Here is a 21,686-nt window from a genome sequence, read left to right as displayed (position 1 = left end):
TCCCTAACTATTGTATTATAAAAAATATCATAAAATCTACTACAACAAAAAAATTAACCAATATAAAAAGAAAAACGCCCACTGATTACATGGGCAAACGGTAAGACAAATTAAAAACATGATGATCTTCACACCACCGAGAGCACCTTGTATTTACTACCCAAGCCTTTGTTTACGTCGCTGTCGAAATCTTTTTTGTTCATGGGGGATAGGCGACCCTTCATTCGGTTTCTTACAGTCTACTTTCAGTCTGGCTATCTTTATGATGATGGTAAAGGGGATCGCTGTCACAGAAATAAGCCCCTCAATATCCACATGTTTTAAATGGATTTGATCACGATCAACACGGACCACGACGCCATTTAGCGAAACAATCTGCCCTTGTGAATTTGGATGTGTCGTACCAATTTTATCCCCGCATCTTAACTCGATTGGACATGACCTTGTAACATCGTTACAACGACAGGCGACTCTTATGATAGAGAGACTCAATAGCTCAGAAGTCGTCACCGTTACTTCATCCATCGTTCCACTTGGACCCAAGTGTTTGATTTGTACACTGTCCGGATTAACTCGGACGACAATGCCATTGAAATCGGTAAAGGTTCCACTTTCACTATCGATATAGTTCACCCCGATAACATCCCCACATCGAACCCCTTTAAATGGGGATCCAGAATCCTTAATTCGAGTCAATCATTTCACCCTCTCTGACTTCTCGTTTCTATTACAATATGAGTCGCCAAAGAAAGAGAAACGGCAATCATTTGAAGCGTTACACAAAATGCCTGAACCTAAGGGATACCCTTTAACTTAAAAAGTGCTCCTTTAGGGATTAACCCCAAAGAAGCACTTTATCGATGTATCGTGGCTATTCTTCAATCTCCTCCGCAAAAATGATCCGCGACCGACCTATCACTTTTCCAGATGAATTTAATGCTTTCACTTGAAAGTAAGGACCGACTGCTCGAACCTTAATGTCTGTCTCAAATCCAGTACGTGGGGCGCTTTTTTTCACAACAGACAGCGTTTGAGGCGTTGTACCAGCAAGTAAGCGCCAAGCGACGGTTTCTGTTGATCCGTTCCATGATGTATAAACAATCGCGGTTTCCTCAAATAAATCGACAACAATACTAACTGCATCAAGCGGTAAACCGACCCATTCATTTTTAAATGCCCGATAAGAAGTATTTTCATTAGGGAACTCCATATTATACAAAAAATTGAGTGTAGGGTCTTCTATCGTGTTCCCGTTTCTTTTATATTCGGAGAGATAAGGTTCTGAGCCCCACCCAATAAATTGATTTCCATTCGATAGGTTTTGAACATTTCCTTCTGCAACAGAAAATAAAGAAGGATCATGAAAATATGTCCGATCTACATCAGCAGTCCATTTTTTGAAATTGAGCTTAAGAATGAGACCGTGGCTTTGACCTTCTGGTGGAGAATTTGGTGTTGCACAACAAGAGTTATCAAACAAACTGATCCTGTTTCCAGGTCGATGACGAGCGTTATGTTGCCAAAAAAAGGTAGCATCTGGTCCGAAAGTAAAATTACTCTTTTTCCCCCCAAGTTGCCACAAGATCTTGCCCGTTTTTTTATCAATACAAAGAATGGACCACATGTTTCGCATGCTAATGAGGAGCGTATCGTTAGGTCCTTCTTGCAATGAATTTGTATGGTATGGATCCCAAATATTGTCTGTTTCTGTTGCTGATGATGCAGGTACCATGGAGTCAGCAGGATCAACATGAGAAAGTGCCTCCCAAAAGAATAGGAGTTTACCTGTTTTCAGATCCACTTCTTGAATCGAGTCATTTGCAATGAATCCATTTTCTAATCCTCCAAAGGGAGTTAGATCGGTCGGCACCTTTTTATATCCAATAAACAAAGCAGTGTTTCGTTTTGTAATAATAAACTCATGCGCATCGGAAATAAATCCTTTTTTAGCAGTAATTCTCTTTATCACTTTATAGTTCTGATTTATAATCTGAAAAAAAGCTCCAGGAGAAGGCAGACCCAATGTTAGCTCTCCTTGCCACATAGTCAAAACTGGCTTACCTATAAAAGATTGTACTCGAAAGTCCGTATTGACTGTACTACCGGTGAGCGGTCTGAACCAGACAGGGTTACCTAACTGATCCATGATCAGTGCACCTTGTTGCATGTCCTCAAGATCCATTTGACTTGGGGTAACGAATATGAATCCGGGAGCTGTCCCCGGTTGATTAACATTTACAGTCACTTTCATGGGGTGTAAATGGGGTTCTGAAACAAAGTCCCACACTTGTGAGCTTGAGACATGTGGAAATGTTTGCGATGATCGATCCGATTGAACGTTCTCCACTCTGCTCGACCTCCGTTTTTGTTGGAAGTAACCCGTTGAGGAATCGGATCCGTTTCCACATGCGATGGTAAGGAATTGCCCGACAGCGTCATGGATACCCAGAATACCCAGGGAACGTTTGGTCTAAGAATAGCGAGTAAATATAAATCGTTGCCACATCGCTAGGATGTACCACTGTGCATTATCATAGAAAAAAATTGCTATAAACAGGATATCAGTTGTTGATATAGTTTTTTAAAAACGAGCTACTCGATTGTTAACTAGTGAAAAAGGCATACTAAATGTTCGTGTGAAGTTATCTTAATGAATATATGCTGTCATAACCCATATATCCCTCTCCAATTCACTTTACTATTCGATACTTCCTCTTCCTCCTACCATCTAAGGAATGCTCCCATCCAATAGAAATAGAGCTTCCTTTGGGTTATAGCCCAAAGGAAGCTCTTTCACCATATTACTATTTATCGTCAATCAATACATACTCATTCCATTCAGCAACATTAACCAGATCGATCCTGCTACCACACATACGGCAACAAATATCCCATAGCTGAAGGAAATAATTTGATAGATCTTGCTTCCCTCTGTCACGTGCATAAAGTAAACCAATTGCACGAGCATCTGGAAAACTGCGAGTACGATGATGACCGTTAATTTAAGACCAACACTCAACGGCGTATTCAAAGCGAGAAACAACGCCGCGAAGGTAAGAAGCAACGAAAGCACAAAGCCTGTAATATGATGCTTAGCAGATGCGTGCTGTTGTTCACTCATTAGATCAACCCCGTTAGATAGACTGCCGTGAAAATAAAGATCCAAACTACATCAAGGAAGTGCCAGTAAAGGCCACCGATAAATAATTTACGACAGGTCATCGGTGTTAGCCCACGCTTGGCTACTTGAGTAAGAACCAATGAGATCCAAACGACCCCTAAAGTTACGTGGGCCCCGTGCGTCCCAACTAGTACAAAGAATCCAGAAAGGAAAGCACTGGTTTGTAAGGTAGCTCCCTCATGCACATAGGCGACAAACTCACTTATTTCCATGCCAAGAAAGCCAAGACCCATTGCAAGCGTCGCTATCATCCAGATAAAGACACCCTTTTTGTTCCCTTTCCGCATTTCCAAAACCGCTAAACCGCATGTAAAACTGGAAGTCAGAAGGAGCATCGTCTCGATCATAAAGTCTTTGACTTCGAAGAGTTCCTTTCCTGTGGGCCCTCCTGCGGTCCGATCTGCAAGTACCAGATAGGTAGCAAACAATGTAGAGAACAAAACAACCTCAGCAGCAAGGAATACCCAAAAACCAAAAATCTTTAATCGTCCTTCTTCCGTTTGGTACTCAGGAAAGTTTGGAGTACCCTTCGGTACACTACTGGATGCCATGATCAGGACCTCCCTTCCAGTGCGGCTTTTAATTCCGCTTGATCTCGTTCAATCTCATCAACCTGTACATAATGATCCGCATCATAGTCCTTAAAGGAACGCCAGATCATCGACCCGATCACTCCTAGGAGCCCAATAAACCCGATCAACAACCATTCGAAAACAAACCCAAAGCCTGCAATAAACATAAAGCCAGACAAAACAATTGGCATTCCATCGTTATTCGGCATATGAATCGGCTTCAATGGCTCATTCTCATCGAACATAGTCTCTCCACGCTTCTTCGCATCCCAAAATGGATCCGCAGAAGTGACACGACTCGGCATCCGGGAGAAGTTGTAGTGAGGAGGTGGCGAGGAAATTGCCCACTCCAAGGTCCGTCCATTCCACGGATCACCACTCCGATCCCGTTTTTCATGGAGAATGCTGTAAATGATCGCCCATACAATCAACATAAAGCCGACACCCATCAAGTAAGCGCCTATGGTTTCAACAAAGTTCCAGGTTGTCCAACCCATATGCTCCCCATAGGTGTACACCCGGCGCGGCATCCCTTGAAGCCCTACGAGATACATGGGGACAAAGCATAGGTTGAAACCAACCACAAAGAGCCAGAAAGCCCACTTAGAAATCCGTTCGTTGATCTTAAAGTCAAAGATCTTGGGCCACCAGTAGTACATCCCTGCCAAACAACCAAACACCGTTCCACCAATCAATACATAGTGGAAATGACTGACTAGGAAGTAACTGTTGTGGTATTGGTAATCCGCTGGTGCCGAAGCAAGCATCACACCCGTTACTCCGCCAATCAAGAAGTTCGGGATGAATGCCAATGACCACAACATCGGTGCAGGGGTTTCAATCCGTCCTTTATACATCGTGAAGAGCCAGTTAAAGACTTTCACACCAGTAGGAATCGCAATCGCCATCGTGGTAATCGAGAATACGGAGTTAATCCAAGGACCATTCCCCATGGTAAAGAAGTGGTGAACCCATACGATAAAACTCAATCCAGAAATCGCTACCATGGAAATCACCATCGCATTGTAACCAAACAAGCGTTTACGAGCGAAGGTGCTAATCACATCCGAGAAAATCCCAAAAGCAGGTAAGATCACGATATATACCTCAGGATGTCCCCAGATCCAGAACAAGTTCGCCCACATCATGGGCATCCCACCTGCATCGATGGTGAAGAAGTGAGCACCAAAGAGACGATCAAAGGTGAGCATCGCAAGGGTAACGGTCAATACAGGGAAAGCAAAAATAATGATGATCGAGGTAATCAATGTCGACCAAGTAAACATCGGCATCCGCAACAGTGTCATTCCTGGAGCACGCATCTTCAAAATCGTTACGAAGAAGTTCACCCCAGTCGCCAGCGTACCAATCCCTGCGATTTGCAGTCCCCATAGATAGTAGTTAATTCCCACACCTGGTGTCAGATCAGAACCTGCCAAAGGCACATAGTTCGTCCAACCCGCATCCGGTGAACCACCAACCACAAAGGAAATATTAAAGATCATCGCACCGACAAAGAAAAGCCAGAAGCTCGCTGCATTTAATACCGGAAAGGCGACATCCCGTGCACCGATTTGTAGCGGTACAGCCACGTTCATCAAACCGATAATAAAGGGCATCGCCATGAATAAGATCATCACCGTACCATGTGTGGTAAAGATCTCATTGTAGTGCTGTGCGTCCAGAACCTTTAGATCCGGTAGCGCAAGCTGTGTCCGCATTAGAATCGCATCAAATCCACCGCGGAATAACATCAACAGCGCTGCTAGGATGTACATGACACCAATCTTTTTATGATCAACAGTGGTAAACCACTCTCGCCAGAGGTAGCCCCATTTTTTGTATTTAGTAACAAAAAATACGATGCCTACAGAAACCAATATGATCGAAATCCATGCGCCAATAATCAGCGGATTATTCATAATGATAAAGTGCTCAGGCATCTTAAAGTTAAACAGACCCACGGCTCGAAACCTCCCTTACTCCATGATGCTAATTTTTGTCATGGTCCATGCCAGGCATGTCTTCCATACCTTCCATGTCTTCATGTTTCATTTTTGAGTGATCCATATCCATTCCACCATGTTCCATTCCACCATGATTAGGCTCTTTCACTTCGGCAGATTTAGGATAGGATGAGTATGTCTTAAGATCGACAGTACCCGGCTTTAACAAAGCCTTATATTCCTTTTCTGATTGCTTAGGTGCTGTCTTTTTGACATGATCCACCCAACTATCAAAATCGCTTTGCTTTTTTGCTTCAACGGTAAATTCCATTTTGGCAAAATCCCGGCCGCTAAAGTTGTTGCCGCGACCAATGAACTTACCAGGTTTATCGGCTTCTAGCCATAAGAACATCGGCATATCGGCCATGGTATACTCCTGGCCACCTAGCTCTGGGATCCAGAATGAATTCATTGCATCATGGGAGCTTAGCTTAAAACGAACAGGCACATTCGCGGGGATCTTCAGGTAGTTTACCGTCTCAATCCCCTGCTCTGGATACTTAAAAATCCATTTCCATTGCGCTGAAGTTGCCTCAATGGTAATCGGCTTTTTGTTCGGACTGGGTGACTTCTCCAAATCAAAGGTAGAGGTCACTGTTGGAACAGCCAATGCAACGACGATAAGTACAGGAATTGCGGTCCACACAATTTCAAGAAATGTGTTTCCCTCCACATCAGGAGGCTCATAATCTTTACTCAACTTTGAAGCACGAAATCTTACTAGAATAACGACGAAGAGTACAAAGACCACGATCAAAATCACCGACATTAATACGACGGACCAAATGATCAGATCATACTGCTTCTGTGCGACAGGGCCCTTTGGATTGAGAACACCCATCTTAACAGGTTCACAACCGGATAAGATGGCCATCATCATTCCAGCCACTGCCAGCCACTTCCATGCACCGTTACGCAATGGCAGCATCATTCTTCCTTCCTTTCTCCACATTCTTTAGGTAGACTAGTTATCCACCCGACTCAATTCAAGGCGTGTAACGACCCTCATCGTCAACACCTTACCCTTTAATTTGTTGGACTCCCTTATAGGCAATCGCTTTGCCCCTTTTAACCGGGGTCAATAATTTCGCTTTTATCGTATCACCCGAATCGCCTTACGGCTCCCCTCCAAAAAGCAATGTTAACAAGATGTCACGGTAAATACACCGTTCTGTCAGGAATCATCCACGGATTTGACACAACTTAGGTATGATGTGGAATCGAAGCATTTTCATTGGAAATCTACATAAAAAAAGCCCCCATCATATGGGAGGCTTTTTTGCCTAGCTACATAAAGGGATGACCACCATCCACATGGAGAACCGTACCGGTGCTAAAGGAATTTTTCATAAGATACACATAGGCTTGGGCAATATCCTTCGGATCAGCGATTTTCCCAACAGGTAACGCCTGTGCAGTTTCCGAAAAGTATTGCTCCCGATTCGCTTGATCCATGCCATCATATAAGGGAGTTTTTACAATCCCCGGTGAAACTGCGTTCACCCGAATGGGCTTTAATTCGAAAGCAAGTGCTCTCGTAAGACCTTCTAAGCCACCATTCACTGCAGATAAAATAGAAGTCCCTTGCATTGGTCTACGTGAAAGTACGCCCGTTGTAAAAGTAATCGATCCTCCTTCATTCATTCGTGGTGCACCATACTTTGCTGTAAGATATTGCCCCCAGAATTTACTTTCCATCATCGTTTTTGCTTCCGATGTTTCCAAGGTTAGAAAATCCCCTGTCGGCCCTTGTGCAGCCGTATTCACTAAGTGATCAAAAGTACCCACTTTCGCAAAAAAGTCATTAACTGCCTGCTCATCGGTCATATCGACGGTATAAATAGAGACCTCCCCTTTTATTGATTGTACTGCTTGTTCTAATTTTTCAGAGGAGCGACTGACAACAATGACATGAGCACCTTCCTGGGCGACTTCTTCAGCAACACTTCGTCCAATCCCCGAACTACCTCCGAAGACAATCACTTTTTTTCCTTTGAGTGACATGCTATTTCCTCCTATTAAAAAGCAATTCTTGGCCACTTTCCTATACCCTCAATGCTTACATTAAAAAACCTTTTCCATACAGTTGTGTAACCCTTAAAAAAAGTAGGCGAAACATCACGCCTTTTATGGTGTCTCAATAGCTATGAGACAACGAGGAAGTCATTTTGTCGTTTGTTGTGGTCAATTTGTGACACTTTGTTATTTAACCTCATTATTTAACAAAATTTAATTTCTCCCTACTTCTCAACATCGGTTGGATTTTATACACTAAACACGGGTTACTCGCCTTAATACAGAGGGATATAGCAATAATATTATCCGAATATGAATCAACTGCTCCCTCAATAATTGAGCAACTGCCCACGAAAAACGATGTGGTAACTTATCATTTAATCTTTAACTACCTACAAAATTAATTCTCAAATGGAAAGGAAGATCGTTCTGTGTTAAAAAGACACCTAACTTTTTCGTTGGTACTGATCGGTTTACTGATTATGGGGACAGCCTGTTCTTCGAGTACGGATTCGAATCATCAAAATCATATGAATCACAAAGACCATGAGAATCATGAAAACCACAAAAACCACTAAGGAATTGAGGGTATAACTTTATGGCAGAGCCTCAATATCAATCCCCCACCCAGGATACTGCTCAACAAAAACGATCTCACCAGTTATTTCGTGCAATTTGGCGATGGCATTTCTATGCAGGGCTTATTTTCTCTCCCTTTTTAATTATGCTAGCGATCACTGGAGGTATCTACCTTTTCAAGCCACAGATTGAAGGAATGTTATACAAAGATCAGCTTCAAGTACAAGCAGAGCACACCGAATTAAAGCCATCAGAACAGCTTGATAGGGTAAAAAAAGCGTATCCCAAGGCACAGATTTTAAGCTATCGTCCCCATCCGGAGGCCAATCGTTCCTCCGAAGTCCGCCTTCAGAATGGAACAACTTCCCTCACGGTATTTATAAATCCCTATAACGGTAAAATTCTTGGTGATCTTGCTGAGGATGATCGGTTGATGAATAAACTCCAAGAGATACATGGTGAATTAATGGCCGGAACAACTGGGGATCGACTCGTCGAATTGGCAGCCTGTTGGGGGTTGATCCTTATTATTTCAGGCATTTATCTATGGTGGCCCCGAGATAAAACAGGTATTTTTGGTACATTATTGCCACGATTGCGTACGGGAAAGCGCACTTTCTGGCGAGATCTTCATGCCGTTCCTGCTTTTTGGTTATCCCTTGGTATTGCCATGTTGATTCTAACAGGCCTCCCTTGGTCTGGATTTTGGGGTGAACAAGTTCAAAAGCTTTCAACTGCAGCCGGTGCTGGTTATCCCGCTGCTGTAATGGGAGAGGATATTCCGAAATCAACCCTTCCTTCTAAAGATGTTGCCAAAGTTCCTTGGGCAGCTGAAGAACGTCCCGTTCCTCAGTCAAAAAGCCAGAAAGCAATGCCCATCTCTATCGATCAGGCTGTATCCATCGCAAACGAAAAGAAAGTACACCCTGGATATAACGTAACTTTTCCAGAGGGAAAAACAGGTGTTTATACCGTCTCGGTCTTCCCTGACAAGCCAACGGATGAAGCGACCCTTCACCTCGATCAATATAGCGGTAATGTGTTGGATGATTACCGATTTAAGGACTATGGCATCATGGCCAAGCTTATTTCTACCGGAATTGCTCTTCATCAAGGCACTTACTTCGGTCTTGCCAATCAACTGATCGACTTACTCATTTGCATAGGAATCATTCTCATTGCAGTCACTGGCTTCATGATGTGGTGGAAGCGAAAGCCTGGGAATCAGCTGGGGGCCCCTTCACTACCCAAGAATTTTGCGTTAGCAAAAGGAACCGTTATCCTGATCATCCTCTTAGGGATTCTCTTTCCCTTAGCTGGCTTATCGCTCTTGGTTGTACTCCTTTTGGATTGGCTCGTCATTCGGCGTATACCCGCTTTAAAAAAATGGATCGGTTAAATACAACGAATCACCTCCATCTCTATGATGAAGGTGATTCGTTGTATACTCGATCATCAAAAGAGGCTACAATGGCACAACCCTTCTATGCGTTGCTTTTCCAACAGTGGTTAAAACGGTCACGTAGTCTAAGTTTTCATTAATTGCCCTTAACGCAGGAAACAGTTGATTATATACATGGCGAGACGTTCTTTCAATCGTGGGTTCAAATCCAACCCGTAAAACTGGCTTCGTTACCCCTTGAGGAACAGGTACACCCCGTTGGATTAGCGTCTTATTGTTTAGGCGATTGCCAACGGTAAGATTAAACAAATTGGTAACTCTTAAAATTTCCGCCACCATGTTTTCCTGTAGGTTTCTTTCGATTAAACCAATTTCCATTCCAATAATCGGAAACCCTAAGGCTAATCCTGGTCCTCCCCCTGGACCAAATCCCTGAATGACGCGATCACTATAGAATGTAAAAGGAATTGCCAATACCGTCGTAGTATTAATCGCGCGCGCCCTTTGGTTTCTTATCTTCATCACCACTCACCTCACCTTTGACTACACTACTTTATTTCGATGATTTGAGAATGGTATGGTTGTTTGACTTCAGAACTCAAATTTAGGTGTTTCTGCTACTAAGCGGCCTTTCTCAATGTCAGCAATCGATTATATAGGGATATGCCCTTACCCAACAATCTCAACTGAAATAACTGCATTGCGATTTTTCTTTTATCCTCAATGAGCATCATTTTGTAATACTACATCGACTTTCCCCTTCGGTCTTTCTACCTCCATATAGTGTTTTTCTGCTTTCCAGTATCTCTCGCGAAACTTGTCCATGTTTCTTTGGGTCGAAGCACTTTCGCGATGAAATCGCTGTTCACGTGGGCACTCCAAAAACACCGTATAATCAAAGAAATCCTCCCACTCTTGCCGCAGTAAAAAAACACCTTCAACAATCACAACCGAGGATTTTGCAAGTGGAATCTGGAGGGTGTGATGGGTATCGGATACGGGATCATACTGTGGAAGCGTCAGGAAATTAGCGTCTTTTAATTTCTTAAAAAGATTTCTCGTTAGCCAATCCACATCCCACTGCAAATGATAGTATTCAACCCATTGTGTCTGACCAGTGTTATACCGTCTTTTACGTTCCACAATATAATCGTCCATATGTAGCACCATAACGGATACATTATTTTTTTCAAATGCGGTACGCAATTGATGAACAAGCGTAGTTTTTCCTGAACGACTTAACCCATCAACCCCCAGAATAAAACGTTGCGTACTCTCAATGCCCAATAACCGATCGAGTAAAGTCGATAGATTCCTATCCAATCGATACCCTCCTATGTATGACAGGTAAATTGATTAGCGAAAAAGGCACGTGGGTATTTATCTTTTGCATCCTAGCATTTAAACCACACCTTTTTGAGAATTAGAAAAGGAGTAACGAAAATGCGCAACTCCCCTTTTCAATCGTACATTCCATACCTTTTAATTTGATTTTCCCAAATGATTTCCCTGATTAGTTTAATCGAAGTTGTGCGACAACCGATGCTGTATCCGATGGCCACAGGGGTGACGATGGTATGCGGGCACGCTGTGTTTGCCCTTCGCGGAAAATTTTCCGCACAGTAAAGGCTTTTTTCCCTTTATACAGAATATAATCCACTCGTTCGAAAAGTGAATTCCCCACGTTCAGTAAGTCATAATCAAAACCATAGGTGGGGCCTGGTCCAATCCCCTTTTGAGTCCAGGCATCTGTATAACCCGCACGGAGTACACGGCGGTAGACACGACCATTCCGAAGAGCATTACTATTAAAATCACCTACGAGTACAACTGGGAGCGGTGGATTAGCCAAGGTACGGATTAATTGATTGACTTGTGCAAACCGTACACTTGCTGTATAACCATCCAAATGAGCCGCTGCAAATCGAAATTTTTTCCCATAAGCGACGACATCTACTGTAGAGAAACCATGCAGGATCGGAAAGGGTCTTCCCCCAAGGGTAATGACGGTATTTTGATTGAAGTTAAAGTTTTGCACATTTGAAAAAGATAGTGGGGCGCCTCGCCGAGCAAGAATAATATTACGGTCAAAGAGACGAACGGTATAACCCGTCGAAGCAGGAGCTAGGCCATCATAATTTTTCCCAATGGCTATGACACGATAGTGAAGCCCCATCCTTCGCAGAGCTTTGAGCAATAGATTTAAAAAATCGTAGGTCGCACTGGGAGCACCTGAACCAGAAGGGGCAAGTAACTGAACAATATCCATCTCGTAAAGTCCGACGATATCAGGACGGGCTCGTTTTATCTCCGCTGCAAACCCATTTACTCGCGAAGGGATATTGGTCGCTAAAAATTGACGGAAAACTTCTGTTACTCGTATCGGTAATTGAGTGGCAGTTGTTGAGAATAAAGGACCTAAGTTTGTCCCTACATAAGCGTTTAAGGTCATCACCGTGATCGTTCGATTTTGAAGCAATCTTACCACCTATTTTCTTGTGAATAAAGGTTATATATCAATCCTATGTAGATTCACTGATTAAGTAACGGCAGTTGGTAATCTAAAACACTGAGTGACCACGTTTTTCATAATAAGAGGGGTAGATGCACCTTTCTAGCCGACTCCTTCAATAGGAAACCAAAACAAAACAACGCCACCCCTCTTATCTAGAGGGAAACGGCGTTGCTTCATTAAACCCTTCAATGGGTACCTATCCATCCTAAAAACATGCTATAGTAGCGTAGCATCTATCTACGAAAGAAGGGGATCGAATGAATATTCACATCAGTACACGAGCAGCAGCAAGATTACATGCCCTCCTTGCTGCTGAAGAAGAGGGAGACACCCTCGCTGTTCGTGTGGTCCCTCTAACATCGGGTTGCAATACCCCCTCCTTCGCATTAGAGATAACGGATATTTTACCTGGATATTTATTGGTAGAAGCACTTGACGTTCCTTTTACAGCTCCCCAATCAGAAGCAGGGTGGCTCGATGGAATCGTAATCGAATGGGATGCTCAGCGTGATAAATTTTCGGTCTTTCATCCCAATCCTCCCACGTTATCCAACTGCCCGTTACCTGATTGTCAATAAATCACTCTCAAAATGCCCTCAAGCTTTTTTCATCGCACATGTCATGTATCAAAAAGCATGTGAACTATCGTTGGGAAGAAGAGTGTGTAACGAGTATCCCAATTTTTTTTCAGGAGGGCTTGCTATGATTTCTGGCTTAATCATCTTGATCACGATGTTTTTGATTGGATACTACATTTTATGGCAAAAGGTATCCCGTTTTGAATCCTTCGATTTTCAGCCTGACCAACCACGTCCAGGCTTAGTTCTTGGTGCGGCATTACGCGGAGAAGAACCCAGTCCTGCACTTAAAGAACGTTTAGATTATGCGCTAACTCTCTATCGACAAGGTTGGTTAACTGAAGTGATATGTTCTGGGGGAGGAGATTATCAGCACGTAAGCGAGGCTCAAGTGATGCGGGCATACTTGGGAAATAATGGAATTCCAACAACAGCCATCGTGACTGAAGTTCACTCGATGAATACCCTAGAAAATCTCTCACAAACGAATCGTTTATTAAAAAAACGAAAGTTAGATCCTGATGTGTACCTCATTACCCATGACTATCATATGTTTCGTGCCTTACAAAGCGCTGAAAGAGCAGGGGTCACCGCTCTACCCGCTCCTTTTGCCTCAAAACATCTGCGAATGTTCTACCACAAAACAAGAGAATGCATGGCACTGATTAAGTTTTTTCTGTTATCGTCAACCAAGGTTTGATCGATTCAAATGATCCCTTACATATCTTCAATATCACTGCGATGATTAGTGATGATTTTTCCCACTAATGAGTCGAGTTGAGAATCGAGTATCTTAATATTTAGGTGATGAAAGAGATAGGGATGCGTGCTTGTACTCCGCTCTAGCTGTTCGAGATAGGTAGCTGCATCAGTTCTCAATTGATCTAGATCAATTCCTAGGGCATCCTTTGGATAATCGACAAGCTTCTCTAATGCACCTTTTAATAGTTTACGTGCACCATTTTCATTATCATTACGATGGTGATAGAGGGCAACAGCCACTTGCAAAAGCCCTTGAAAGAGCGGTTCTCTTCCCTCCTCCATCCATAATTCTTCAAGTACCTCATGACACTCAAAGTAATCTCGATCAACGTTAAAATGATATAAAAATTGAACATATAACGGGGAATAACCTTTCCAACCCGGTTGACTCATCGTTCCATCACCTCCATCGGTTAATCGCATGGCAACAGTGGGAATTTGCAACAAATTCCTTTACAATAGGTCTGAAGAGAAAGGAGCGTAACCCATGAACCTGGAACAACCTACGCAAGAAAATTTGACCTTTATGATTAATGAAATTAAAAATCACCTCAAGCTCGTCAACGCGGGGCTGATTAAAGCAGAAGATTATCATCTTGATGATTACGAGGAAGTCCATGACCTTTATACCATGGTAGGAAAACGGCAAGGAAAACTAACGATGATGGAGATTGAAGGCATTCTAGAAGAACTACGTTCCCTCCGTCAATCCGCTGAGAAGTAACCTTTATTCCAAAAGACTGCCCCGATACAACCGGCGGCAGTCTTTTTATTGATTATGAAAATGCTTTTGCAAGCGCAGAAGGGACTTCCACACTTTTTCGCAGCTTTAAATCAATGGTAACACTCGTTACATCGGCCTCTGCGACCAATTCCCTGTTCTCATTCCGAATTTCATGTTTCAGGACGTAACTACTTTTCCCTTTTCGGATGGATTCTGTATAAATGGTCAATAACTCTCCCTGCCGTGCTTCTTTCCGATAATTAATATTAATATTTACCGTCACCGTACCCACGTTCATCTCTGTAAACACATCGATAGGGAGCTTCATCTTGTTATACCAATCTTCTCGACTCCACTCCATATACTCTAAGTACTTTGCATTGTTCACATGACCCATTACGTCAATTTCGGTAGGACGTACTTCAATCGTGATCGATGTACGCATCGGCTAATCTCCTCTCCTAATCCACCTGACCTTCTCTCCATGCAACATTGTATCATAGGACATCACCATTCTAGGATTGGCATGGTATTACCGATCATCCATCATGCTCTTCCGCTGAAGAGTATTCTTTCTCATTATAGATAGTGATAATACAATAGCCTATCACAACCGCGTATTCGTGTCATATATATTATATTTATTAATTTAGGCTAGTTACTATATCAAATATAGCTCCCATATACATACATTATTTAAAAATTTACTCTTACAGAAAGGGTGTGTGTATGTGGAATCAACTGCTGTCGAATTGAGACGACCCCTTTCCGGCCGAGATATTGCACTCATCGGCTTCGCACGATTAACACTCCGCCAGATTATGTCAACTGCGGCTAATCTTGAACCAAGTAGACCTGCAGGAATTGCGCTAACCCTGCCCACCCAAAATCAATTAGCAAAAGCCTTAGAACAGATCATTACGGTCATGAATGCGTCTGCTTACCTTACCTCCAACCGACTTCTAACGGGTAGGATAGGAGCAAAGCCTAGGCGACCACTTCCAGCATGGGCAAGAAACCATGTCATGGTATCCTTACGAAATCTTCAGTTGGTACAGCGGAAAAGATCGACTCCCAATTGGGTTCGTCCACTCTTAGTTATCGCGATCCGTGTTCTAGAAGTCGTACTGGGTAGGAGGCGTGCGTAATTATGGAACAAAAAACGATTCAAATTAAACAGATACACTTTCAGACTAGAGAGCTACTCTCTCCAGCCACCTTCGTAAGCTTTTCGGCAGCCAAAACTTTTATTAATCAGGTAGTCGTGATTGCCTCAAATATTAGACGGGTAAGGACAAATGTAAACCCCAGGATCATCCTCCCTCAACCCTCCCTTAATCTCATTCAACAATCCTATGGCACACTCACATCTTTACTTATCACCCAAGCCACCATCCGCGCGCAAAGGCTTCTCAACGGTGAACCAATCACTAATAATCAAGCACCAGCACCTGTTCCAGCATGGGCAATTGTTCCACTCTTATCCGCACAACAAAACCTACGCAGTGTGATCACCAACGCAACAACTCCCACCTGGGCAAGAGGTCGACTACGATTAGCTAACGGTGCATTAGATCGATCCAAATAATTTTCTTTAAAAAAACGCACCTCCTGAGCACAGGAGATGCGTTTTTGTATCAACTATCGATTTACTTATTCACCATATGAATGGCATTCCCCATAATTCCTTCTGCTGCTTCCATAAAGGTTTCAGGCAATGAAGGATGGGCATGAATCGTCAGTGCAATATCCTCAGCATTAGCACCCATCTCGATCGCCAGAACCACTTCCGCGATGAGGCTAGAAGCTTCTGGACCTACAATTTGAGCACCAAGGACTTGCTTCGTCTCTTTATCGGCAACCACTTGGAAGAATCCGTCTGCCGCATCAAGAGAGAGAGCACGGCCATTGGCAGCAAAGGAGAACCGGCTGACAGCCACATCATGACCGGCTTCCTTCGCTTCTTTCTCCGTCATGCCCGTATAGGCTAACTCCGGATCAGAGAATATGACATAAGGCATTGCCCGGTAATCAACCACACTTGGCTCACCTGCGATCACTTCTGCTGCAATTTTACCTTCATAACTTGCTTTGTGAGCAAGCATCGGTTGACCTGCAATATCACCGATCACAAAGATCTTGTCATTCTTCGTCTTCATTTGCTCATCATGTGCAATAAATCCTTTTTCGTCGGTTTCAAGACCCGCTTGATCAAGACCAAGTTCATCCGTATTGGGAACTCGTCCGATCGAGACAAGCACTTTATCCGCCGTCCAAGTCTTCTCTTCGTCCTTCACCTTCGCGGTTACCGTAACGCCGTCCTTAGACTTGTCGGAACTTTGTACCATCGCCCCTGTCACAACTTCAACACCAAGCTTTTTCAAGTTGCGTTTTACCATGCGGCTCATGGAAGCATCCACACCAGGAAGTATGGAATCCATTCCTTCTAGGATCGTCACTTCAGAACCGAGTTTCGCATAGGCAGTCCCTAGTTCAAGACCGATATAGCCACCACCCACTACGATTAGCTTAGCAGGAATTTCTGAAAGATTAAGGGCTTCTGTCGAAGAGATAATGTTTTCTCCATCAAAGGGAAGGGACTTAATCTCCGTTGGACGGGAACCCGTTGCTACGATGCAGTGATTGAACTGATAGGTTGTACTATTGCTTTCCGTAGCCACTTTACAGGTATCTTCTCCTGTGAAGTAGACTTCCCCTTGAACAACCTCAACCTTGTTGTTTTTCAAGAGAGAGCCTACGCCACTGGTCAGCTTGTTCACAACACTATCTTTCCACTTGATCATGTCTGCGAAGTTAATGGTTACGCCATCCACTTCAATTCCCATATGGGAAGAGTTTTTCATCTTGTGAATTTCGTCCCCTGCATGGATCAACGCTTTTGAAGGGATGCAGCCCCGGTTAAGGCACACACCACCCAGTTCTGCTTTATCCACCAAGGTTACTTTTTTCCCCAACTGGGCAGCTCGAATGGCAGCAACATATCCACCAGGGCCACCCCCGACAACAAGAACATCGACTTCGTTTGCAAAATCTCCTACTACCATATTAATTCATCTCCATCATCAAGAGTTTCGGGTTTTCCAGTAACTCTTTGACGTGGTTTAGGAAGCGAGCAGCCACGTCTCCGTCAATAAGACGGTGGTCGATGGACAAAGATACATTCATCATTGGACGAATGACAACTTCACCATCCACGGCCACCGGACGATCCGCCATCTTACCCATACCAAAGATAGCCACTTCCGGATAATTGATGATCGGGGTAAAGTACTGACCGCCAAAGGATCCAATGTTTGTGATCGAGAAGGTGCTTCCCCTCAAATCTTCAACACTGGCCTTTCTGTTGCGGGTACGATCCACAACCTCACGGATTTCCTCAGCCAACGTGAAGATGGATTTTCTATCCACATTCTTTACGACGGGTACAACCAGACCATCTTCTGTCGCGGTGGCAATGCCCATATTATAAACCTTTTTGAGCACAATTTCTTCGTTTTCGTCATCAATCGACGCATTCAATGTCGGAAATTCATGTAAAGTCGCTGTCAACGCTTTGATCACAAAGGGCAAATACGTGAGTTTAACGCCTTTCTTTTCAGCAATTGGTTTTGCCCAATTACGGACTTCAATCAATTCGCTGGCATCAATTTCCTCCATGATTGTAACATGGGGAGCCGTAAACGCGCTTTGTGCCATCCGTTTAGCGATAGTGCGGCGCATGCCCCGTAGCGGGATACGCTCTTCCTCTTCGTGAGCGACAGAAGAAGCTGACTTCTTCTCTTTAGAAGAATCTTTTTGCTCTTCCTTCGAGGATGTCTCTTCTTTCGCCGACTCTTTTTGTTTGTCTTCACCAGCATCTGCTTGTTTAGCGCCACCTGATTTGAAACTATCTAAGTCCTCTAGCATGATGCGACCATTTTTACCGCTTCCGGATACCTCGTTGATATCAATGCCGAGTTCCCGCGCTTTTTTGCGCACAGAGGGCATCGCCAACACATCTTGACCCGCTGCTTTCGGTGTGCCACTTTCTTTCTTTGCTACCTGATCGGAGTCGCGATCCGCCTTTGCGCTCTCTTTTTGCTCATCTTGACTCTCTGTTTTTTCCTCATTGGATACTTCCTTCTCTTCTTCGTCAGAGGAATCAGCATCATCCCCATCCGTATCAAAGATGGCAAGTACCGAACCCACCTCAACAACTTCCCCTTCAGCAGCATTCAGCTTTTTTACCGTACCAGTTACCGGCGAAGGGATCTCAACTACTGCCTTGTCCGTCTGTACCTCAGCCAGCACATCATCTTCGGTAATGGAATCCCCTTCGGCGACATGAAATTTGACGATCTCTCCTTCGTGAATTCCTTCCCCTACATCCGGCAGTTTAAATTCAAATGCCATGGGTACGTCCTCCTTTCCAAAACGATTGATCTTAAAAGTCTAGCGTTTTGTAAATTCCTGCTGCGATTCGCTCAGGAGTTGGTAGATACTCATCCTCAATCGCCGTTAACGGATAAGGGGTATCAAATCCTGCAACCCGTACAACAGGGGCTTCCAAGGATAGGATCGCTTCTTCATTAATCCGGGTAGCCAATTCTGCACCAACACCACCGGTTTGCGCCGCTTCATGAACGATCACCGCACGATGGGTCTTTTTCACAGAAGAAATAATCGTATCAAGGTCAAAGGGAGAAATGGTACGTAGATCAATGACTTCAGCTTTAACGCCACGTTCTTTTTCAGCAAGGTCTGCCGCTTTTTCTGCTGTGTGTACCATGGTTCCGTATGCCAAAATCGTCACGTCACTGCCTTCACGGACGATATTCGCTTTCCCAATTTCTACAGTGTAAGCTTCTTCAGGAACATCCGCCTTAATGGAACGATAGAGCTTCATGGGCTCATAGAAGATGACTGGATCATCTTCGCGAATCGCCGCAATCAATAACCCTTTTGCATCATAGGGATTGGATGGGACCACCACTTTAACCCCGGGGCTGTGTAAAAAGAGAGCTTCCAAACTGTCGGAGTGCATTTCTGGCGTCTTTACTCCACCACCGTAAGGAATACGTACCGTGATCGGCGCCGTGAAACGACCGCCTGAACGCATGCGAATACGTGCAGCTTGAGTAGAGATTTGATCCATACATTCATAGATAAAGCCTGCAAACTGAATTTCTGGAACAGGGCGAAACCCATGGTTCGCAAGACCAATGGCTGTACCGATAATAGCCGACTCAGCAAGCGGCGTATCAAAGGAACGTTTTTCGCCGAAGTTCTGGTACAAGTCTGCCGTTGCACGGAAAACTCCACCGTTCACCCCAACGTCTTCCCCAAGAACGATCACATTCTTATCCCGTTCCATTTCAGCACGAAGACCATCGTTGATCGCATTAATTAATGTCATGGTTGCCATGTTTATTTGCCCTCCTTCCATGTGAGATATTCATCTTTTTGCTTTTTAATAAGCGGTGTGGGTTCCGTATAAAGCCCATCCATAAGCTCTGCAACTGTCCCCTTCGGCGCTTTCTCTACTTTCTTAATTGTTTCATTCATCTCGTCGAGAACTTCTTTTTGTACTTTCTCTTCCTCTTCATCCGACCAAAGCCCTTTGGAATCAAGGAATTTACGGAGACGCTTGAGCGGATCCCGTTTGGATGTCCAACTTTCTTCCTCATCCTTCGTTCGATAACGACCCGGATCATCCCCAGCCATGGTGTGAGGACCTACTCGATAGGTAACTCCCTCAATCAAGGTTGGACCTTCACCCTTGCGAGCACGGTCTGCGGCTTCCTTCGTTGCTTGGTAAACGGCTAATGCATCGTTACCATCTACCCGGATACCTGCCATGCCATAACCAATTGCCTTTTGCGCAATGGTTTCCGATTTCATTTGTTTATGGATGGGTACACTGATCGCATATTGGTTGTTTTGGCAGAAGAAGATCGAGTTCGCTTCATAGACCGAGGCAAAGTTCATTCCTTCGTGGAAATCCCCTTCTGATGTGGCACCATCACCAAAGAAGCAAATGGCCACATGATCTTCTTCTTTCAAACGAAATGCCCAGCCAGAACCTGCACAGTGTAGAACTTGGGCTGCGATGATAATCTGCGGAGGATAGGCATTTACATCCTCAGGGGTCTTCATTCCGTGAATTTGTCCCCGGGAGTTCAGGAAAACATTTTCCATCGGCAGACCATGGTACATAGCGGTACCTACATCCCGATAACTAGGATAAAGCATATCGGACTTCTTCAATGCGGCCATGGAAGCAATTTGACATGCTTCTTGTCCAGCCATGGGTGCATAAAAGCCAAGGCGACCCTGGCGATTCAGTTTAATGGCACGTCCATCAAAAGTGCGAATTCGTAGCATCCAGCGATAGAGATCCTTTAACTCATCGTCAGAGAGATCCGGTACTTTCTGTCCGTCAACGATTTCGCCATCTTCGTTTAAAATTTGGAACATCTCGGTTCCTTCTTTCAGTTCCATCACGTTTGACACGATGAATACACCTCACAATCTGTTTGGTGGTTCCCTTTCCAGGCGGAGTGTCAGGCAGGGCTTTCCATTCCGTTAGGCTTCTCTTTTCTACCCCAAGACATGCGGCATGAGATAGAAATCCCTTTTAAAGCCCTTAAAACCCATTCACAGAATCTCTACCCGACACCCTATGGCAAAAAACCTGCCAGGTGATCGCACACTCTTTCATACGATCATAGGAGACCCTTGTCGTACGAACTAATAAACAGCCTTATAAAACGAATAATACACCTCATCAAAAAGAGCGTCAATACTAATAAAATTAACGATTATAAAGGTGATACAGTTATGGTACAGTGGGATAATATATAGTGCAACAGATAGGGACAGAAGCTCCTTTTCACCTAATAAACGGAGGAGCTTTATGGGCGAGGATTATCTCCTGATTTAAAATTAAGATGATTTAACTTGGTTATCTTTCTCTATCGACGAAAGATTTAATAAAAACTCTTCCGATATGTAATATTTGGAAATCGATTAGGGGAGCGCGATTGAAATAGCTTAGAAGCAAGGAAAATACAGAGGTAACCTCCGCACAAGCCACTTGACAGGTAGATCGAACGATCAGGGAAACCAACAAAGTATACGATGTCATTTACCCACGATCCATAGGAAAGCGGTAGCAGAGGGCACAAAAAAAAGGCGAGAGAGCTCTTGCCTCGGTAGCAATAATCACAATATATATATTAATATTTACGCAGTAATAGGATTATACATAGTTTCCATTGATACTACATCCCCTATTTCCACAGGCACTTCTTTTCAACAGGTTTGAGTTTGTCGTATCATAACATTTTTG

22 protein-coding genes are annotated in these 21,686 nt (G+C 43.8%); 6 read left to right on the top strand and 16 right to left on the bottom strand.

Annotation, left to right across the window (positions count from 1 at the left end; translation table 11 throughout):
* Positions 1-156: 156 nt before the first annotated feature.
* The 7 genes from CHX35_RS10840 to CHX35_RS10810 form a co-directional block, all read right to left on the bottom strand.
* Positions 157-696 (bottom strand): hypothetical protein, encoded by a 540-nt coding sequence (locus CHX35_RS10840; protein ID WP_091837383.1) that lies wholly within the window; start codon positions 694-696, stop codon positions 157-159.
* A gap of 175 nt (positions 697-871) precedes the next feature.
* Complete coding sequence (locus CHX35_RS10835; RefSeq protein ID WP_245838760.1) at positions 872-2,347, bottom strand: arylsulfotransferase family protein; 1,476 nt, start codon at positions 2,345-2,347, stop codon at positions 872-874.
* 471 nt (positions 2,348-2,818) lie between these two features.
* Positions 2,819-3,121, bottom strand: coding sequence for a cytochrome C oxidase subunit IV family protein (locus CHX35_RS10830; RefSeq protein ID WP_091837382.1), 303 nt, complete (start codon positions 3,119-3,121; stop codon positions 2,819-2,821).
* The gene (qoxC, locus tag CHX35_RS10825; RefSeq protein ID WP_091837380.1) at positions 3,121-3,732 is read right to left on the bottom strand and encodes a cytochrome aa3 quinol oxidase subunit III; all 612 of its coding nucleotides are present in this window, start codon (positions 3,730-3,732) and stop codon (positions 3,121-3,123) included. Before qoxC ends, CHX35_RS10830 begins: the two co-directional genes overlap by 1 nt.
* Before the next feature lie 2 nt (positions 3,733-3,734).
* Positions 3,735-5,696: a cytochrome aa3 quinol oxidase subunit I gene (gene qoxB / locus CHX35_RS10820; protein ID WP_091837430.1), complete on the bottom strand. Its 1,962-nt coding sequence runs from the start codon at positions 5,694-5,696 to the stop codon at positions 3,735-3,737.
* Positions 5,697-5,745: 49 nt separating this feature from the next.
* Positions 5,746-6,684 carry a cytochrome aa3 quinol oxidase subunit II gene (gene qoxA / locus CHX35_RS10815; protein ID WP_425435347.1) on the bottom strand — a complete coding sequence of 313 codons (939 nt, stop codon included), beginning with the start codon at positions 6,682-6,684 and terminating at the stop codon, positions 5,746-5,748.
* A gap of 362 nt (positions 6,685-7,046) precedes the next feature.
* The gene (locus tag CHX35_RS10810) at positions 7,047-7,763 is read right to left on the bottom strand and encodes an SDR family oxidoreductase (RefSeq protein WP_091837376.1); all 717 of its coding nucleotides are present in this window, start codon (positions 7,761-7,763) and stop codon (positions 7,047-7,049) included.
* Between the two features lie 610 nt (positions 7,764-8,373).
* Here CHX35_RS10810 and CHX35_RS10805 point away from each other — a divergent pair.
* Positions 8,374-9,753, top strand: a complete 1,380-nt coding sequence (locus tag CHX35_RS10805; RefSeq protein ID WP_091837375.1) for a PepSY-associated TM helix domain-containing protein — start codon at positions 8,374-8,376, stop codon at positions 9,751-9,753.
* A gap of 66 nt (positions 9,754-9,819) precedes the next feature.
* On the opposite strand, the gene CHX35_RS10800 is transcribed toward CHX35_RS10805, so the two are convergent.
* The 3 genes from CHX35_RS10800 to CHX35_RS10790 form a co-directional block, all read right to left on the bottom strand.
* Positions 9,820-10,278: a hypothetical protein gene (locus CHX35_RS10800; protein ID WP_091837373.1), complete on the bottom strand. Its 459-nt coding sequence runs from the start codon at positions 10,276-10,278 to the stop codon at positions 9,820-9,822.
* A 198-nt stretch (positions 10,279-10,476) separates the two neighbouring features.
* The gene (locus CHX35_RS10795; protein WP_091837371.1) at positions 10,477-11,079 is read right to left on the bottom strand and encodes a kinase; all 603 of its coding nucleotides are present in this window, start codon (positions 11,077-11,079) and stop codon (positions 10,477-10,479) included.
* Between the two features lie 190 nt (positions 11,080-11,269).
* Positions 11,270-12,235: an endonuclease/exonuclease/phosphatase family protein gene (locus CHX35_RS10790; protein WP_091837369.1), complete on the bottom strand. Its 966-nt coding sequence runs from the start codon at positions 12,233-12,235 to the stop codon at positions 11,270-11,272.
* Positions 12,236-12,528: 293 nt separating this feature from the next.
* Between CHX35_RS10790 and CHX35_RS17280 the strand changes: the two genes are divergently transcribed.
* Together CHX35_RS17280 and CHX35_RS10785 are read left to right on the top strand one after the other, a co-directional pair.
* On the top strand, positions 12,529-12,849 hold the full coding sequence (locus tag CHX35_RS17280) for a hypothetical protein (RefSeq protein WP_140413596.1): 321 nt from the start codon (positions 12,529-12,531) through the stop codon (positions 12,847-12,849).
* Between the two features lie 124 nt (positions 12,850-12,973).
* Positions 12,974-13,549 (top strand): YdcF family protein, encoded by a 576-nt coding sequence (locus tag CHX35_RS10785; RefSeq protein ID WP_176392031.1) that lies wholly within the window; start codon positions 12,974-12,976, stop codon positions 13,547-13,549.
* Positions 13,550-13,566: 17 nt separating this feature from the next.
* Here CHX35_RS10785 and CHX35_RS10780 read toward each other — a convergent pair whose 3' ends face one another.
* A complete protein-coding gene (locus CHX35_RS10780) occupies positions 13,567-14,004 on the bottom strand; it encodes a DUF309 domain-containing protein (protein ID WP_091837366.1) in 438 nt (145 codons plus the stop codon).
* Positions 14,005-14,098: 94 nt separating this feature from the next.
* Between CHX35_RS10780 and CHX35_RS10775 the strand changes: the two genes are divergently transcribed.
* On the top strand, positions 14,099-14,335 hold the full coding sequence (locus CHX35_RS10775) for a DUF1128 domain-containing protein (RefSeq protein WP_091837364.1): 237 nt from the start codon (positions 14,099-14,101) through the stop codon (positions 14,333-14,335).
* Between the two features lie 52 nt (positions 14,336-14,387).
* Here CHX35_RS10775 and CHX35_RS10770 read toward each other — a convergent pair whose 3' ends face one another.
* Positions 14,388-14,780: an acyl-CoA thioesterase gene (locus tag CHX35_RS10770; protein ID WP_091837362.1), complete on the bottom strand. Its 393-nt coding sequence runs from the start codon at positions 14,778-14,780 to the stop codon at positions 14,388-14,390.
* A 286-nt stretch (positions 14,781-15,066) separates the two neighbouring features.
* Here CHX35_RS10770 and CHX35_RS10765 point away from each other — a divergent pair, with 286 nt between their 5' ends.
* Both CHX35_RS10765 and CHX35_RS10760 read left to right on the top strand, forming a co-directional pair.
* A complete protein-coding gene (locus CHX35_RS10765; RefSeq protein WP_091837361.1) occupies positions 15,067-15,483 on the top strand; it encodes a hypothetical protein in 417 nt (138 codons plus the stop codon).
* A 2-nt stretch (positions 15,484-15,485) separates the two neighbouring features.
* Positions 15,486-15,923, top strand: a complete 438-nt coding sequence (locus CHX35_RS10760; protein ID WP_091837359.1) for a hypothetical protein — start codon at positions 15,486-15,488, stop codon at positions 15,921-15,923.
* A 61-nt stretch (positions 15,924-15,984) separates the two neighbouring features.
* Here CHX35_RS10760 and lpdA read toward each other — a convergent pair whose 3' ends face one another.
* The 4 genes from lpdA to pdhA are packed head-to-tail and all read right to left on the bottom strand — an operon-like array spanning position 15,985 to position 20,836.
* Entirely contained in the window at positions 15,985-17,400 is a 1,416-nt protein-coding gene (lpdA, locus tag CHX35_RS10755) for a dihydrolipoyl dehydrogenase (protein ID WP_091837358.1), read from the bottom strand.
* Position 17,401: 1 nt separating this feature from the next.
* The gene (locus CHX35_RS10750; protein ID WP_091837356.1) at positions 17,402-18,748 is read right to left on the bottom strand and encodes a dihydrolipoamide acetyltransferase family protein; all 1,347 of its coding nucleotides are present in this window, start codon (positions 18,746-18,748) and stop codon (positions 17,402-17,404) included.
* 31 nt (positions 18,749-18,779) lie between these two features.
* Positions 18,780-19,760 (bottom strand): alpha-ketoacid dehydrogenase subunit beta, encoded by a 981-nt coding sequence (locus CHX35_RS10745; protein ID WP_091837354.1) that lies wholly within the window; start codon positions 19,758-19,760, stop codon positions 18,780-18,782.
* Positions 19,761-19,762: 2 nt separating this feature from the next.
* The gene (gene pdhA, locus CHX35_RS10740; protein ID WP_091837428.1) at positions 19,763-20,836 is read right to left on the bottom strand and encodes a pyruvate dehydrogenase (acetyl-transferring) E1 component subunit alpha; all 1,074 of its coding nucleotides are present in this window, start codon (positions 20,834-20,836) and stop codon (positions 19,763-19,765) included.
* Between the last annotated feature and the right edge of the window lie 850 nt (positions 20,837-21,686).

This window comes from Marininema halotolerans (assembly GCF_900116235.1).
GTDB classification, from domain to species: Bacteria; Bacillota; Bacilli; order Thermoactinomycetales; family DSM-45169; genus Marininema; species Marininema halotolerans.
Note: the sequence above shows the minus strand (reverse complement) of the source record. Positions and strands in the feature narration are given on the sequence as shown.

Excerpts from the sequence above, each read along its gene's own strand:
- CHX35_RS10830 (WP_091837382.1), bottom strand. The coding sequence starts at position 3,121 with ATGAGTGAACAACAGCACGCATCTGCTAAGCATCATATTACAGGCTTT.
- qoxC (WP_091837380.1), bottom strand. The coding sequence starts at position 3,732 with ATGGCATCCAGTAGTGTACCGAAGGGTACTCCAAACTTTCCTGAGTAC.
- qoxB (WP_091837430.1), bottom strand. The coding sequence starts at position 5,696 with ATGCCTGAGCACTTTATCATTATGAATAATCCGCTGATTATTGGCGCA.
- CHX35_RS10810 (WP_091837376.1), bottom strand. The coding sequence starts at position 7,763 with ATGTCACTCAAAGGAAAAAAAGTGATTGTCTTCGGAGGTAGTTCGGGG.
- CHX35_RS10805 (WP_091837375.1), top strand. The coding sequence starts at position 8,374 with ATGGCAGAGCCTCAATATCAATCCCCCACCCAGGATACTGCTCAACAA.
- CHX35_RS10800 (WP_091837373.1), bottom strand. The coding sequence starts at position 10,278 with ATGAAGATAAGAAACCAAAGGGCGCGCGCGATTAATACTACGACGGTA.
- CHX35_RS17280 (WP_140413596.1), top strand. The coding sequence starts at position 12,529 with ATGAATATTCACATCAGTACACGAGCAGCAGCAAGATTACATGCCCTC.
- CHX35_RS10785 (WP_176392031.1), top strand. The coding sequence starts at position 12,974 with ATGATTTCTGGCTTAATCATCTTGATCACGATGTTTTTGATTGGATAC.
- CHX35_RS10780 (WP_091837366.1), bottom strand. The coding sequence starts at position 14,004 with ATGAGTCAACCGGGTTGGAAAGGTTATTCCCCGTTATATGTTCAATTT.
- CHX35_RS10775 (WP_091837364.1), top strand. The coding sequence starts at position 14,099 with ATGAACCTGGAACAACCTACGCAAGAAAATTTGACCTTTATGATTAAT.
- CHX35_RS10770 (WP_091837362.1), bottom strand. The coding sequence starts at position 14,780 with ATGCGTACATCGATCACGATTGAAGTACGTCCTACCGAAATTGACGTA.
- CHX35_RS10760 (WP_091837359.1), top strand. The coding sequence starts at position 15,486 with ATGGAACAAAAAACGATTCAAATTAAACAGATACACTTTCAGACTAGA.
- lpdA (WP_091837358.1), bottom strand. The coding sequence starts at position 17,400 with ATGGTAGTAGGAGATTTTGCAAACGAAGTCGATGTTCTTGTTGTCGGG.
- CHX35_RS10750 (WP_091837356.1), bottom strand. The coding sequence starts at position 18,748 with ATGGCATTTGAATTTAAACTGCCGGATGTAGGGGAAGGAATTCACGAA.
- CHX35_RS10745 (WP_091837354.1), bottom strand. The coding sequence starts at position 19,760 with ATGGCAACCATGACATTAATTAATGCGATCAACGATGGTCTTCGTGCT.
- pdhA (WP_091837428.1), bottom strand. The coding sequence starts at position 20,836 with ATGGAACTGAAAGAAGGAACCGAGATGTTCCAAATTTTAAACGAAGAT.